General features: G+C 69.9%; 13 protein-coding genes. 10 read left to right on the top strand and 3 right to left on the bottom strand.

Annotation, left to right across the window (positions count from 1 at the left end; translation table 11 throughout):
- Window positions 1-16 precede the first annotated feature (16 nt).
- Genes CY658_RS24460 through CY658_RS24440 form a run of 5 tightly spaced genes read left to right on the top strand, consistent with a single transcriptional unit; the run spans window position 17 to window position 5,011 of the window.
- Window positions 17-1,021 carry an ABC transporter substrate-binding protein gene (locus tag CY658_RS24460; RefSeq protein ID WP_101492652.1) on the top strand — a complete coding sequence of 335 codons (1,005 nt, stop codon included), beginning with the start codon at window positions 17-19 and terminating at the stop codon, window positions 1,019-1,021.
- Window positions 1,018-2,082 (top strand): ABC transporter permease, encoded by a 1,065-nt coding sequence (locus tag CY658_RS24455; RefSeq protein ID WP_101492651.1) that lies wholly within the window; start codon window positions 1,018-1,020, stop codon window positions 2,080-2,082. Before CY658_RS24460 ends, CY658_RS24455 begins: the two co-directional genes overlap by 4 nt.
- Window positions 2,076-2,870 (top strand): ABC transporter ATP-binding protein, encoded by a 795-nt coding sequence (locus CY658_RS24450; RefSeq protein ID WP_101492650.1) that lies wholly within the window; start codon window positions 2,076-2,078, stop codon window positions 2,868-2,870. The genes CY658_RS24455 and CY658_RS24450 overlap by 7 nt, the downstream gene beginning before the upstream one ends.
- Before the next feature lies 1 nt (window position 2,871).
- Window positions 2,872-4,014, top strand: a complete 1,143-nt coding sequence (locus tag CY658_RS24445) for a c-type cytochrome (RefSeq protein ID WP_101492649.1) — start codon at window positions 2,872-2,874, stop codon at window positions 4,012-4,014.
- Window positions 4,015-4,048: 34 nt separating this feature from the next.
- Window positions 4,049-5,011, top strand: coding sequence for an ABC transporter substrate-binding protein (locus tag CY658_RS24440; protein ID WP_101492648.1), 963 nt, complete (start codon window positions 4,049-4,051; stop codon window positions 5,009-5,011).
- Here CY658_RS24440 and CY658_RS24435 read toward each other — a convergent pair.
- Window positions 5,008-6,045 (bottom strand): AraC family transcriptional regulator, encoded by a 1,038-nt coding sequence (locus CY658_RS24435; RefSeq protein ID WP_101492647.1) that lies wholly within the window; start codon window positions 6,043-6,045, stop codon window positions 5,008-5,010. The two genes, CY658_RS24440 and CY658_RS24435, sit on opposite strands and share 4 nt — an antisense overlap.
- Before the next feature lie 237 nt (window positions 6,046-6,282).
- Here CY658_RS24435 and CY658_RS24430 point away from each other — a divergent pair, with 237 nt between their 5' ends.
- Window positions 6,283-6,798, top strand: a complete 516-nt coding sequence (locus tag CY658_RS24430) for a response regulator transcription factor (RefSeq protein ID WP_101492646.1) — start codon at window positions 6,283-6,285, stop codon at window positions 6,796-6,798.
- Window positions 6,799-6,965: 167 nt separating this feature from the next.
- On the top strand, window positions 6,966-8,390 hold the full coding sequence (locus CY658_RS24425; RefSeq protein ID WP_101492645.1) for an alkaline phosphatase PhoX: 1,425 nt from the start codon (window positions 6,966-6,968) through the stop codon (window positions 8,388-8,390).
- Here CY658_RS24425 and CY658_RS24420 read toward each other — a convergent pair.
- Window positions 8,365-9,348, bottom strand: a complete 984-nt coding sequence (locus tag CY658_RS24420) for a LysR family transcriptional regulator (protein ID WP_101492644.1) — start codon at window positions 9,346-9,348, stop codon at window positions 8,365-8,367. The genes CY658_RS24425 and CY658_RS24420 overlap by 26 nt on opposite strands.
- Before the next feature lie 138 nt (window positions 9,349-9,486).
- Between CY658_RS24420 and CY658_RS24415 the strand changes: the two genes are divergently transcribed.
- Complete coding sequence (locus tag CY658_RS24415; RefSeq protein ID WP_101492643.1) at window positions 9,487-11,040, top strand: M20/M25/M40 family metallo-hydrolase; 1,554 nt, start codon at window positions 9,487-9,489, stop codon at window positions 11,038-11,040.
- Between the two features lie 21 nt (window positions 11,041-11,061).
- Here the strand turns inward: CY658_RS24415 and CY658_RS24410 are convergent, their stop codons facing one another.
- Window positions 11,062-11,913 carry a symmetrical bis(5'-nucleosyl)-tetraphosphatase gene (locus tag CY658_RS24410; RefSeq protein ID WP_101492642.1) on the bottom strand — a complete coding sequence of 284 codons (852 nt, stop codon included), beginning with the start codon at window positions 11,911-11,913 and terminating at the stop codon, window positions 11,062-11,064.
- A 23-nt stretch (window positions 11,914-11,936) separates the two neighbouring features.
- On the opposite strand from CY658_RS24410, the gene CY658_RS24405 reads away from it, so the two are divergent.
- Window positions 11,937-13,247, top strand: coding sequence for a hemolysin family protein (locus CY658_RS24405; protein ID WP_101492641.1), 1,311 nt, complete (start codon window positions 11,937-11,939; stop codon window positions 13,245-13,247).
- Window positions 13,248-13,263: 16 nt separating this feature from the next.
- On the top strand, window positions 13,264-14,208 hold the full coding sequence (locus CY658_RS24400; protein ID WP_101492640.1) for a serine/threonine protein kinase: 945 nt from the start codon (window positions 13,264-13,266) through the stop codon (window positions 14,206-14,208).
- The last annotated feature ends 20 nt before the right edge of the window (window positions 14,209-14,228 follow it).

Here is a 14,228-nt window from a genome sequence, read left to right as displayed (position 1 = left end):
CCGGAGCCTTTCCCCGATGAACGCATCCCTTCTTTCCCGCCGCAGCGTGCTGCGCACCGGCGCCGCCGCCGCCGTGGTCGCCTCGGGCGGCCTCATTGCCTCGCAGGCCTTCTCGCAGCAGACGCGCAAGCTCACCTTTGCCTGGAACGCCGCCGCGTTCTGCCTCTCGCCCGTTGTGGTGGCGCAGGAGCGCGGCTACTTCGAGCGCAACGGCCTGCAGGTGGACCTCGTCAACTACACGGGCTCGACCGACCAGTTGCTGGAGTCGCTCGCCACCGCCAAGGCCGACGCGGCCGTGGGCATGATCCACCGCTGGCTCAAGCCGCTCGAATCGGGCTTCGACGTGAAGATCGTCGGCAGCTCGCACGGCGGCTGCGTGCGCCTCGTGGGCGCCAAGGCCGCGGGCGCCACCAGCCTGGCGAGCCTCAAGGGCAAGATCATCGGTGTGTCGGACATCGCGAGCCCGGGCAAGAACTTCTTCTCGATCCTGCTGGCCAAGAACGGCATCGACGCCGACCGCGACGTCACCTGGCGCCAGTACCCGGCCGACCTGCTCGACATCGCCGTGAAGAAGGGCGAGATCCACGCCATTGCCGACGGCGACCCGAACGTCTACCTCATCGAGAAGCGCAACCAGGGCACCTTCGTCGAGCTCGCGAGCAATCTTTCGGGCGAGTACAAGGACAAGGTCTGCTGCATCGTCGGCGCGCGCGGCGAGCTGGTGCGCAAGGACAAGGCGACCGTCGCCTCGCTGGTGCGCGCCATTGCGCAGGCCTCCGACTTCGTGGCCGAGAACCCGAACGAGTCGGCCAAGCTCTTCGCCAAGTATTCGCCCAAGGTGCCGGTCGAAGACCTGCGCGCGCTGCTGGGCACGCTCACGCACAACCACCATCCGCTGGGAAAGAACCTGCGCAACGAGGTGGAGTTCTATGCGCGCGATTTCCGCAGCGTCGGCGTGCTCAAGAAGAGCACTGACCCGGTGAAGTTCGCCGAGCACGTGTCCTTCGATCCGCTGGCATGAGCGCCGTCATCGATCGGGTGCTGGAAGCACCGCAAGCGCCGGGGCAATGGCGCCGCCCCGGCATCGAAAAGGCCGCGCCGGCTTCCGTGTTCGCGCGCCCCGCCGAAGGCTTCTGGCGGACCGGCGCGCTCGCGAGCGCGGGCTGGGTCGCCCTGGGCCTGCTCACCATCTACTGGCCCAACAAGGCCGTGGGCTTCAGCGACTGGGCCTACACCGACGAATTCGGCATCGCCGCCATCGCCATCGGCGCAGCGCTGCTGCTTGTGGCGCTGCTCGGCACGCGTGCGGGCCGCGTCGCGCGCACGCTGCGGCCGGCCGGGCCGTGGCTGGTCGCGCTGCCGGTGCTGTTCGCCATCTGGGAAGTCGCCACGGCCAAGCTCGCGCTGCTGCCCACGCCGTTCTTCGCACCGCCGCAGAGCCTCATCGAAACCTACATCGACGACTGGCGCCGCCTCGGCGAAAGCCTGGCGCATTCGGCGCGGCTGCTCGCGCACGGCTTTGTGCTGGGGGCGCTCGCGGGATTTCTCACGGGCGTGACCATCGGCTGGTCGCGCATCGCGGGCTACTGGGTGCATCCGGTGCTGCGCTTCGTGGGGCCGGTGCCGGCCTCGGCGCTGCTGCCGCTGGCGTTCTTCTTCTTTCCGTCGAGCTATGCGGCGGCCGTGTTCCTCATCGCTCTGGCCACGGGCTTTCCGGTGGCGGTGCTGACGTGGTCGGGCGTGGCGGGCGTCAACCGCAACTACTACGACGTGGCGCGCACCATGGGCGCGAGCGAGCGCTTCCTGGTGCTGCGCGTGGCGATTCCCGCCGCGCTGCCGCAGGTGTTCGTGGGCCTGTTCATGGGGCTCGGCGCCGCGTTCTCGGTGCTGGTGACGGCCGAGATGATGGGCGTGAAGGCCGGGCTGGGCTTCTACCTTTCGTGGGCGCAGGGCTGGGCTTCGTATTCGAACATGTACGCCGCGCTGATCGTGATGGCGCTGTTGTGCTCGGGCCTGATCACGCTGTTGTTCAAGGTGCGCGACCGCGTGCTGTCGTGGCAGAAGGGGACTGTGAAATGGTAGCCACCGTTGAAGCTGAAGCGGGTGTGCGCCAGGCCGGCGCGCAGATCGACATCCACGGCGTGAGCCACTGGTTCGATGTGCCGGCGGGGCCGCTGCAGGTGCTGGACGACATCGACCTGCGCGTGAAGCCGGGCGAGTTCGTTGCGCTGCTCGGGCCGAGCGGCTGCGGCAAGTCGACGCTGCTGCGCCTCGTGGCCGGGCTGGAGCCCGCCACGGCGGGGCGCATCACGCAGGACGGCGTGCCCATCACGCGGCCCGACCCGTCGCGCATCGTCGTCTTTCAAGACCCGACGCTTTACCCCTGGCGCAGCGTGTGGGACAACGTGGCGCTCGGCCTGCAGGCGCGCGGCGTGCTCAAGGCGCAGCGCGGGCGCGTCGACGAGGCGCTGAAGCTCGTCGGTCTCACGCAGTTCGCGAAAGCCTTTCCGCACCAGCTCTCGGGCGGCATGGCGCAGCGCGTGGCGCTGGCGCGCGCGCTCGTCAACGACCCGCAGCTGCTGGTGCTCGACGAGCCACTGGGCAAGCTCGACTCGCTCACGCGCATCGCGATGCAGAGCGAGCTGGTCAACCTGTGGCAGCGCGCGGGCTTCTCGGCGCTGCTGGTGACGCATGACGTGGAAGAGGCGCTGTTCCTCGCCAACCGCGTGATCGTGCTGAGCGACCGGCCGGCGCGCATTGCAGCGGAGCTCGTGGTCGACCTGCCGTACCCGCGGCATCGCGGCCACGCGCGGCTGGCGGAGCTGCGCCACGAAGCGCTGCGCCACTTGGGGCTCGACGCCACCTGGTGACATGAACAGCAAGCCGGAGGCCGATTGGCTCAACCTGCTGATCGGCCTGCTTCAGGGCGCTCAACTGCAGCTGCTGCGTGCGCTCGATGCGCTCGGCCTCGTGCACCCTGTGCACGGCCAGCCGGCGTGGCCGTGGGCGCACCGGCTGTCGGGCGAGAACCTGTTGATCGACCTGGGGCAAGCGCGCAGCCTCGCGTGGACGCTGGTGTGCGTCGGCGTGGCGCTGTTGCTGCTGTTGGTCGCGTTGGTCTGGCGGCGCCCGCGCTGGTACCTGCTCGCGCTGGTTCCGATGCTGCTGATCGCCGCGCCGTGGCCGCACGCGAACGTTGTGCTGGTGCCTGCGACGCCGACGAGTTTCCAGGCGTCGCCGACTGGCTTCACAGCCGCCTCCATCGCTCAGGGGCGCGTGCTCTATGCGCAGCACTGCGTGAGCTGCCACGGCACCGACGGCAAGGGCGAAGGGCCCCTCGCGGCTTCGCTCGCCGTGTGGCCGCCGAACCTCACGGGCCCGCTGCTCTGGCGTCGCGCCGATGGCGACCTGCTCTGGCGCGTGCTTCACGGCACGGCCACCATGCCCGGCTTCGGCGGCGCGCTCGACGTGGCCGATGCGTGGGCACTCATCGACTACATGAAGGCGCAGGGCGCGGGCCAGAGCCTGCGTGCGCTGGGCCACTGGCCGCAGCCCGTCGGCCTGCCCGACATGGCGGTGCGCTGCGGCGCGCAGGCGCCCCGGTCGCTCGCGCACTGGCGCGGGCAGCGCGTGCGGGTCGTCGCGGGCGCCGTCGCGCCGAGCGAAGACCCGCGCCTGGTGACGGTGCAGCTGCTGCCGCCTGCGTCGGATGCAGCAGGCGTCACCGCCGATTGCGTGGCCGATTCACCGGCCGCGTGGGAGGCGCTGGCGCTCATCGCGGGCACCGACCAGCTCGCGGGCATGCAGCTCATCGCCGACCGCGACGGCTGGCTGCGCGTGCGCGGACTGCCGGGACAGGCCGGCTGGTCCGACGACGACCTGCTGTGCCGCAGCGACAGCCCACCGGCTGCCTCGGCGAAGGGGGCAGTGCTGCCGCTCGACGGCCTGGGCGCGCTCATCGCCCGCATGGACGCCGAGCCGGTGCGCTTCGTCAAGGGCGGCTTCATCCACTGATTTCTTTTTCACTGCTTTTACGGAGAACGAACCCATGACCTCGCACCTCGACCGATCACGCCGCCAGCTGCTTGCCGGCGGTCTTGCTGCCGCCACCACCGCCACCTTGCCTGCCTTCGTCCGCGCGCAGGGCCGCCCCGTGCTCAAGGCCGGCGACCAGAAGGGCGGGCTGCGCGCGTTGCTCGAAGCGGCAGGCGGGCTCGAAGGGCTCGGCTACGACATCCAGTGGTCGGAGTTCCCGGCCGCCGCGCCGCTGGCCGAAGCGCTCAATGCGGGCGCGGTCGATTCGGGCCCGATCGGCGATGCGCCGCTGATCTTTGCGCTCGCGGCCGGCACGCGCGTCAAGGCCATCGGTGCGAACCGCTCCGACGCCTACGGCACGGCGGTGCTGGTGCGGCCCGATTCACCGCTGAAGAACGCTGCCGAACTCAAGGGCAAGAGCATCGCCACCAACCGCGGTTCCATCGGCCACTACGTCACGCTCAAGGCGATCACGGCGGCGGGGCTGAAGCCCGAGGACGTGAACATCCGCTTCCTCGCGCCGGCCGACGCCAAGCTCGCGCTCACGCAGGGCTCGGTCGATGCCTGGGCCACGTGGGAGCCCTACACCGCGCTCGCCGAAATCAGCCGCCATGCGCGCGTGCTGGTCAGCGGACGCGGCCTGCTGCCGGGGCTGAGCTACCTCGCCGCGACCGACGCCGCCATTGCCGCCAAGCGGCCGGTGCTGCAAGACTTTCTGCAGCGCGTGGTGAAGGCGCAGCGCTGGTCGTACCGCAACGTCGATGCGTTCTCGGCCACGCTCGCACGCATCATCGGCATTCCGCCCGAGGCGGCGAAGCTGCAGTTCGAGCGCCGCCAGCAGCAGTGGATTGCCATCGACGCGCAGGTCATCGCCGACCAGCAGGGCACGGCCGATTTCTACCGTCAGGTGGGGCTCATCAAGCAGCCGCTCGACGTGAAGGGCACGTTCGACACGGGCTTCGGCGCCACGGCCTAGAAGCGGCGTTCCAGCGCCTGCACGCGGAAGTCCTGCGGCGCGATGCCGTAGGTGCGGCGGAAGGCGCGGCTGAAATCCGAGGCGCTGCCAAAGCCCGCGCCGTAGGCGATGTCGGTCACCATCACGTGCGGATAGCGCGCCAGGTCGCTCGCCGCCTGGCGCAGCCGCAGGCTGCGGATGTAGCTGCCCAGCCCGCCTTCGTGCTGGAACATGCGGTACAGCGTGGGGCGCGGCAGCTGCAGTGCGGCCAGCACGCTCTCGGGCGTGAGGTCGGCGCGGTGCAGGTGGGTCTGCACATGGCGGCGCACCTGGTCGAACATGGCGGCGCGTGCCGCGGCGCGCGCGTTGCCCTCGAAGCCGGCTTGCTTGCCGAAGGCCGACACCACCAGCTGCGCACCCGTGCGCACCGAACTCTGGGCCGCCGCCGGCGTCATGCCGCCGATGTGGCGCGCGAGCGAGATCGCGTGCCCGGCCGCCAGCCGCGCCAGCGGCGTGGTGCAGGCGAGCATGCGGCCGTGCAGGGCCTCGGGGTCGGGGAAAGTCTCCTGCACTAGCGCGCCCGGCACGAAGAAGGTGTGAACGCGGCAGTCGCTGCGCCGCATGCGCACCGGCTGGTTCATGTCCAGCGCGAGGATGGTGGCCGTGCCGGCAGATGCCGGCGGTGGCTCGCCCTTGCGCAGGGTGCGCGGCGCGGCGCGCACCCGCACGTCGTGCATGCCGCCGTGCTCGAACACATGGAAGGCGAAGTCGCGCACGCTGTCGGTCGACACGCGCGCCAGCGAACGCTCCATCACCAGCGCGTCGGAGCGGCACTCGGTGAAGACAAGGCCACCCACGTCGTAGCGGTCGATCGCGGCGTGGAACGGGCGCTCGAGCACATCGGGCGAGGGCAGCGCGTCCATCACATGGCCGACACGCGCGCGCCAGGCCAGGAACTGCCGGTCGGGCGGTTCCGCATGCACATCGAAGTGGCTGTGCGCCACGCCCGGGGGAGAGAGGGGGCGTTCGGGGGCCGTGGCGGCGCTGGATGTCATGGGCGAGGTCGGAACAGCGCCAAGGCTTGTGGCGGGCTGTTCCGCCAAATAGTACTAACTAAGCGTTAAAAAATCACATATTTCGCGGAATTCTCCCAAGAACTGAGACGGATGGTCAAGGCTGTTTACAAAGCGCCCTCAGGCTCACCGCAGGCATCCCGCATGGCAATTGCATTCCGTCGGGACGCGAATTTCTCTTTTTCCCCCTGAGCGTTGACCGACCGAGCGAGCATTGACATGTCCAAAGGAAGCGCCGAGCTGCGTGCCATTTCGGAACTGGACGACAGGCCGCCCCTGAGCCCCGCCGTGGCCGCGAACGCCGCGGCGCGGCTCTTTGCCCAGGCCAACCAGCTGGAGCTGGCCAACCTGATGGCGGCGGTCGAACGCGGCGACGTGTGGGCCGCTGCGCGCACGGCGCGGCAGATTCTTTGCGGCATCGAGGACGCTGCGCTGGAAGCGCATGGGCTCGACGGGGCGCGCGAAGCGCCCTGCGACGAGGGTCTGCTCTCGCCGCGCGAACTCAAGGTGCTGGAACTCGTGGCCCAGGGCTGGAGCAACCGGCGCGTGGCCGAAGCGCTGCACCGCTCCGACAGCACCGTCGCCAGCCAGATCAAGAGCATCTACCGCAAGCTGTCGGTCCATTCGCGCACGCAGGCCGTGCACGAGGCCACGCAGCGCGGGCTGCTGCGGCCGTCGGGTGCGACGGAGCGGCGGGTGATCCGGTTTCCGGTGTCCACCCCCGCTCGCAACTGAGCGGGTCCGCTTGCGGCGCGCGCCCAGAGGGCGCGCGGCTCGTATCGGCGCGATCGCCGCGTGATCGCCATCACGCCTGTCCACTGTCACCGTTCTGCCATCGGGCCTGAGAAGAATCGCTGCGTCACACAAGCTGACCACCGACTGACTTCTCCGATGAAAAGAACATGACCGACACCACGCAGCCCCGCTCGCCATTCCCCACCATTCCCCTCGACCTTCCCCAGCGCCGCGCCTTCCTGCAACGCTCTTTTGCGACTGCAGGCGCCGTGACGCTGCCGGCCTTTCTTGCCGCTTGCGGCGGTGGTGGTGGCGGTGCGGTCGGCTTTCCGCCTGTGGCGGGCCTGCCGCCGAGCCCGCCCCCGCCTGCGGGTGAGCCCGTGCCGCCGCCCGCACCGGTCGAGCCGCCCGTCAAGAAGAGCCCGTTCGCCGAGTTCTCCGAGCTGCAGCCCGCCGATGCCAACGGCGTCATGCTGCCCAAGGGCTTCAGCTCGCGCATCGTCGCCCGGTCGGGCAGCGTGGCCGCGGGCAGCTACACGTGGCATGGCGCGCCGGATGGCGGCGCCGTGTACCCGGGTGCCGACGGCGGCTGGATCTACGTGAGCAACTCGGAAATCAAGGCGAACGGCGGTGGCGTCGGCGCATTGCGCTTCGACGCCAACGGCACGTTGGTCGATGCGTACCCGATCCTGAAAGGCACAACGACGAACTGCGCCGGCGGTCCCACGCCTTGGAACACCTGGCTGTCATGCGAGGAATACGCCAGCGGCAAGGTCTGGGAATGCGATCCCGCCAAGCCCTGGGTGGACGCCAGCAGCGCGCCCAGCCTGCCCGCGCTGGGCCTCTTCGCGCACGAGGCCGTGTGCGTCGACCCGGTCCACAAGACGCTCTACCTCACCGAAGACGCCTCGGGCGGCCGCGTCTATCGCTTTGTCTGCGACGCCACCGACTGGCCCGCGGGCGCCGACCGCGCCGCCATGAAGACCGGCCGGCTGCAGGTGCTGAAGGTCAAGGACATCGCGAACGACCTCGACCTGGCCGCACCGGCCCAGGCAGCGCTCAAGGACTTCAGCAAGCCGCAGCCCGTGGAGTGGCTGGACGTGATCAACGCCGACAAGGCGCAGTCGACGGTGCGCAGCGGCATGCGCACCGCAGGCTTCACGCCGCCGGGCGCCATCTTCACCAAGGCCGAGGGCATCTGGTTCTTTGCCGGCATCGTGTACTTCGTGACCTCGTTCAATGCGCGCATCTGGGCCTACGACACGAAGAACGAGACGCTCGAAGTGATCTACGACGGCAAGGACAAGGACCCCGCCACGCATTCGATCGACGAGCCCGACAACCTGACGATCTCCGCGCTCGGCGACATCCTGGTGGCAGAGGACGCGGGCAACCTCGAGATCGGCGTGCTGCGCATCGAGGCCGGCACCTCGCAGCCGCTGGTGCGCCTGGAGGGCCACGACGACAGCGAGGTCACCGGCCCGGCGCTCTCGCCCGACGGCACGCGCCTGTACTTCAGCTCGCAGCGCGGTGTGGGCAAGACCGGCCTGGGCATCACCTTCGAGATCACGCTGCCGTTCGCGGCGAAGTGAGGGGGCGCGAGGCCTGTGCGCCCCGCGTCTTCTTCGCCGCTGCACTGGCACTCGGCGCCGGCAACTGCTCGCGCAGGTAGTCCAGAAAGGTGCGCACCACCTCCGGCAGCGTGCGGTCGGCCAGCGTCTGCAACTCGACCGATCGCCCGCGCATGCCGGGCTCGCGGATCTCCGCCGCCACCAGGTCGCCGCGCTGCAGGCGGTCGCGCACCGTGATTTCGCCCGTGATGCCCAGGCCGCCGTCCTGCAGCACGAAGTGGGCGATGGCCTCGAAGCGGTTGCTGACCAGCACGGGTTCGAACACGAGGCCGCGGTTGCTGCACGCCACATCGAACAGCTGGCGCACCGTGTTCTCGGGGCTGCTGAGTGCGATGGGAAAGGGGTGCATCTGCGCCAGCGTCACGCTGCGCGACTTTGCCAGTGCGTGGTCGGGCCGCATGATCGCGAACACCGACGCCGGCTGGCGATGCTCGACGCGGATGCCGCGCACCGCCGCGCGGCTGTAGGTGAGGCCGATGTCCGCCTCGCCGAGCAGCACGGCATCGCTCACCTGCGTCGGGCCGGTGGCATCGAGCCGGAAGCGCACGCCCGGGTACTGCACGCGAAACGCCGCGATGGTGCGCGGCAGGAACTCGTTGGCAAAGCCCGAGGAACAGGCGATGCGCACACGCCCGCTCAGCGGCCCCTGCAGCGCCTGGATGTCCGACAGCACGCGCTCGGCCTCCAGCGCGCCGCGCAGGGCGTGTGCCGCCAGCAGTTCGCCCGCGGCGCTGGGCACCATGCCGCGCGGGCGGCGCTCGAACAGCGGCTCGCCCACCAGGGTTTCGAGCGTGGCCACCTGGCGGCTGACGGCCGAGATGCTGACGTTCAGCCGCGCGGCGGCCTCGGTGAGCGAGCCGGTGCGGGCCACTTCGAGGAAGTAGCGCAGCGAGGTTTCTTGCAGGCGGCGGCTTGGCATGGGGATGGATTGCGATGCGCGAGGTTTGAGCTGAACGCAAAGGTAGCTCGAAAAAATAGCAATTGCCGAAAAGGTGCGCGCTTTTTATGCTGGGCAGATACCCCGCTCCTCGACCTGCTCCTTTCTGCGCCGACATCCATGCCCACCACTCTCCCCCGCTTTCCCCGCCGCCTGATCGCACTGGTGCCGACAGCCTTCCTGCTGCTGGGCCATGGCCTTGCGCAGTCGGCCGAACTCTCGCCGGCCCTGGCCGAGCGCCATGCGCAGGGCACCTACCGCGAGTACTTCGAACTGCTGGCCCTGCCCAACGACGCCACCGTGCCGGAAGACATCCGCAAGAACGTCGACTGGCTCGAGCAGGCCTTCCGCAAGCGCGGCTTCACGACGAAGCAGCTGCCCAACCGCGGCAAGCCGATGCTCTACGCCGAGTTCCCGGGCAGCGACCCCGCGCGCAAGACGGTGCTCTTCTACATGCACCTCGACGGCCAGCCGGTGATTCCCGCGCAGTGGGCGCAGAAGAGCCCGTGGACGCCGGTGCTCAAGCGCAAGACGGACAAGGGCGAGTGGGAAGAGATCGATGTGGCCCCACTTTTCAGCGGCCCGCTCGACCCCGAGTGGCGCGTGTTCGGACGGGCCTCGGCCGACGACAAGGGCCCGATCATGATGCTGCTCGCGGCCATCGACGCGCTGAAGGCCGGCGGCGGCCAGCCGGCGGTCAACGTGAAGGTGATCCTCGACAGCGAGGAAGAAAAGGGCTCGCCGTCGATCAGCCAGGTGATGCAGGCGCACCGCGAATTGCTGCGCAGCGACGCCATCGTGATCCACGACGGCCCCATGCACGCGACCAACCGGCCCACGCTGGTGTTCGGCAACCGCGGCGCGGCCGATGCGCGGCTCACCGTGTATGGCGCCAAGGTGCCGCTGCACAGCGGGCACTACGGCAACTACGCGCCCAACCCGGCCCAGCGGCTGGCCAGCCTGCTGGCCACGATGAAGGACGACACGGGGCGCGTCACCGTGCCCGGCTACTACGACCGCGTGAAGATCGGCGAGGCCGACCGCAAGATCATGGCCGCCGTGCCCGACGACGAGGCCGCACTCAAGCGCCGCCTGGGCATCGCGCGCACCGACAAGGTCGGCGCCAACTACCAGGAGGCGATGCAGTACCCGTCGCTGAACGTGCGCGGCATGGCTTCGGCGGCCGTGGGCGACAAGGTGGCGAACATCGTTCCCGACAAGGCCGAAGCCGAGATGGACCTGCGCACCACGCCCGACTCCGACGCGCCGTACCTCGGCAAGCTCATCGAGGCGCACATCGTCAAGCAGGGCTACCACCTCGTGAAGGCCGCACCGACCGACGAGGAGCGCGCCCGCTACGACAAGATCGCGAGCTTCAGCTACCGCAGCGAGGGCGCCGACGCGGCGGGCTCGCCGATCAATTCACCCATCGGCCAGTGGGCCTACAAGGCACTGACCGACACCTTCGGGACCACGCCCGAGCCGGTGCGCATCCGCATGATGGGCGGCACCGTGCCGACGGCGGAAATCGTGCGGGTGCTGCAGGTGCCGTTTGCGATCATTCCGCTGGTGAACGCCGACAACAACCAGCATGCGGCGAACGAGAACCTGCGCATGGGCAACTACGTGACCGGCGTGCAGACGGTCTATGCGCTGATGACGCACGGGTTCTGAGGCCGCACGAGCCCTTGTCGTTCAAGCCCCTTGGCCGGGCTTCTGCGCCTGCTCGCACTTCACCTGAATCAGCTCGCGCTGGTCCAGCGTCGCGCCGAAGCGCACTGCGCTCAGGCAGCCGCCCCACACGCAGCCCGTGTCGGTCGACAGCAGGTCGGGCCGCGAGAGCCAGCCCAGCGTCGACCAGTGGCCGAAGGCGACGGTGGCTGCGGCGGTATTGCGACCCGGCACGTCGAACCACGGCAGGTAGCCCTCGGGGCCGGGAATCGCGCCGTCCTTGCTCTCGAACTCCATCACGCCCTCGGGCGTGCAAAAGCGCAGGCGCGTCAGCGCATTGACGATCACGCGCAGCCGCGCATGGCCCGTGAGTGCGTCGTCCCAGTGGTCGGGCGTGTTGCCGTACATCTCGTGCAGGAAGTCGCCCAATGCGGGGCCGCGCAGCACCGATTCGACCTCTGACGCCAATGCGAGTGTCTCGCCGACCGTCCACTGCGGCAGCACGCCCGCGTGCACCATCAGCAGGTCGCCACCGCCGATCTGCATGTGCAGCGCCATGTGCTGCGCGCGCAGCCAGTCGAGCATCGCCTCGCTGTCGGGCGCGGCCAGCAGGTCGGCCACCGTGTCCTTGCGGCCGCCCTTGCGCACGCCGTGCGCCACGCCCAGCAGGTGCAGGTCGTGGTTGCCCAGCACGCTCAGCGCCGAGGCGCCGTAGCCCTGCAGGCGGCGCAGCACCGCGGCCGAATCGGGGCCCCGGTTGACCAGGTCGCCGAGCACCACGAGGGTGTCGCGGCTGGGGGAGAAATCGATCTTGTCGAGCAGCCGGCCCAGGGGGGCATCGCAGCCCTGGACGTCGCCGATACAGTAAAGTGACATTCCCTCATTCTCTCCCCCTGTTCATGGATGTCTTCCTGCTGGCCTTGCTGACCACCCTCAATGCGGTGTTCGCAATGTCCGAAATGGCCCTTTCCACCAGCCGCCGCGCACGCCTCGCGGCCTTGGCCGAAACGGGGGACACCGGCGCCGAGGCGGCGCTGAAGTTGATGGAATCGCCCACGCAATTCCTCTCGACCGTGCAGATCGGCATCACGTCCATCGGCATGCTGAGCGGCATCGTCGGCGAGGCCGCCTTCGCGGGGCCGCTCGCGGTGTGGATGGAAAGCGTCGGCATGGGCGCCGGCACCGCCAGCATCGCGTCGACCGCGCTGGTGGTGACCTGCATCACCTTCTTCACCATCATCTTCGGCGAGCTGGTGCCCAAGCGCATCGGCCAGCTGTACCCCGAGCCGGTGGCGCGCTTCGTGGCGCGCCCCATGCGCGGCTTGGCCAAGGGCGCCAAGCCCTTCGTGTGGCTGCTGGCCGGTGCCACCGCCACCACGCTGAAGCTGCTGCGCATCGACGCCAACGCCGCGCGCTCGGTCACTGAAGAAGAGATTTCGGCCAGCCTCGAAGAAGGCGTGGACGCCGGCGTCATCGAGCAGCACGAGCACCAGATGGTGCGCAACGTGTTCCACCTGGACGACCGCCGCCTGTCGTCCCTCATGATCCCGCGCGCCGACATCGAATGGCTCGACGCCTCCAACACCGTCGCGCAGGCGCTGCAGAAGGTGGCCGACGCCGCGGCGCTCAACCTCGTGCATTCGTGGTACCCCGTGTGCCGCAACTCGCTGGACGACGTGGTCGGCGTGATCAGCGTGGCGCACCTGCTGCGCCTGGGCTCCGCGCACGACGGCGTGGTGGGCCAGGAGGCCACGCCCGCCGTGTTCGTGCCCGAAACGCTCACCGGCATGGAGCTGCTCGAGCAGTTCCGCACGCGCGCCGGCCGGCTCGTGTTCGTGGTCGACGAGTACGGCGTGGTGCAGGGCCTCATGACCCCGCGCGACCTGCTCGAAGCCATCACCGGCGAGCTGCAGCCCGGCATGCAGGCCGACGCCTGGGCCCACCAGCGCGCCGACGGCGTGTGGGAGCTCGACGGCCTCATGCCCGTGTCGGAGCTGCGCGCGCGCCTGGGCATCCGAGAGCTGCCCGATGAAGAACGCGGCCGCTACAACACCGTGGCCGGCCTGCTGATGTCCGTGTCGGGCCACCTGCCCGCCGTGGGCGAGCACATCGACTGCGCGGGCTGGTGCTTCGAGATCGTGGCGCTCGAAGGGCGCCGCATCGACCGCATCCTGGCCTCGCCGGACCCGGCCTCGCCGCAAGAGAACTGAAGAGGAGGGCGCGGCCATGCTGTCGCTGCTTGCACTGAGTTGCCCCCAATGCTCGGCCCCGCTGCCGCGCGCGGCGCGCTGGCGCACCGTCAACTGCGGCTACTGCGGCGCCACCATCACGCGCGGCACCGAAACCGTCGAGCGCGAGAGCTTCCGCGCCGCCTGGCGACGCGCCAATGCGGCGCAACTCACCGACACCGGCCGCCTGCTGCAATGGCGCGGTGCGCACTACCGCGTGCTCGCGCCGCTGGGCCACGGCGAGCACAGCGAGGTGCTGCTGGCCGAACGGCTTGGCGCCGTGCCCGAGCGCGTGACGATCAAGCTCTCGCGCGACGACGCGGGCGACGCCGTGCTGGCGCGCGAGGCCGCCGTGCTGCAGTCGCTGCAGGCCCTGTCGGTCGCCGGCGCGGCCTATTTCACGCGGCGGCTGCCGCAGCCGCTGGGCCTGGGCGTGACGCAAGGCCTTGGCGACGGCGAGCGGCAGGCGCTCGTGCTGCGTCACTCGACCGGTTTCTGGGGCAGCCTGCAAGAGGTGCAGCAAGCCAACAGCCCGCAAGGCATCGATGCGCGCCATGCCGTCTGGCTCTGGCGGCGCATGCTCGAGGTGCTGGCCTTTGTGCACGGCGCCGGCTGGACGCACCGCGCGCTCACGCCCGCGCACGCACTCGTGCATCCGCGCGACCACGGCGTGCTGCTCATCGGCTGGTCGCAGGCGCAGCAGGACGTGTCGGGCGGCGCCATTGGGCGCGACCTGATGGCGTCGGCACGCAGCGTGCGCGCGTTGCTGCCCGATGGCGCCGTGCCCGCACCGCTGGCCGCCTTGCTGCACGAATGCAGCGACGACGCCATCGCCTGCGAACGCCTGGGCGCGCAGGGCATCGAGCAGGCGCTATCGGCCGCCTCGCGCGAGGCCTTCGGGCCGCCGCGTTTTGTTCATTTCGACCCCGCGCCGGTTCGCTAGCCAGCGGCCATCCTTTCACT

Source organism: Variovorax sp. RO1, assembly GCF_002849325.1.
Lineage (GTDB): Bacteria > Pseudomonadota > Gammaproteobacteria > Burkholderiales > Burkholderiaceae_C > Variovorax.
The sequence above is the reverse complement of the archived record's forward strand: the minus strand, read 5'-3'. Positions and strand labels throughout refer to the sequence as shown.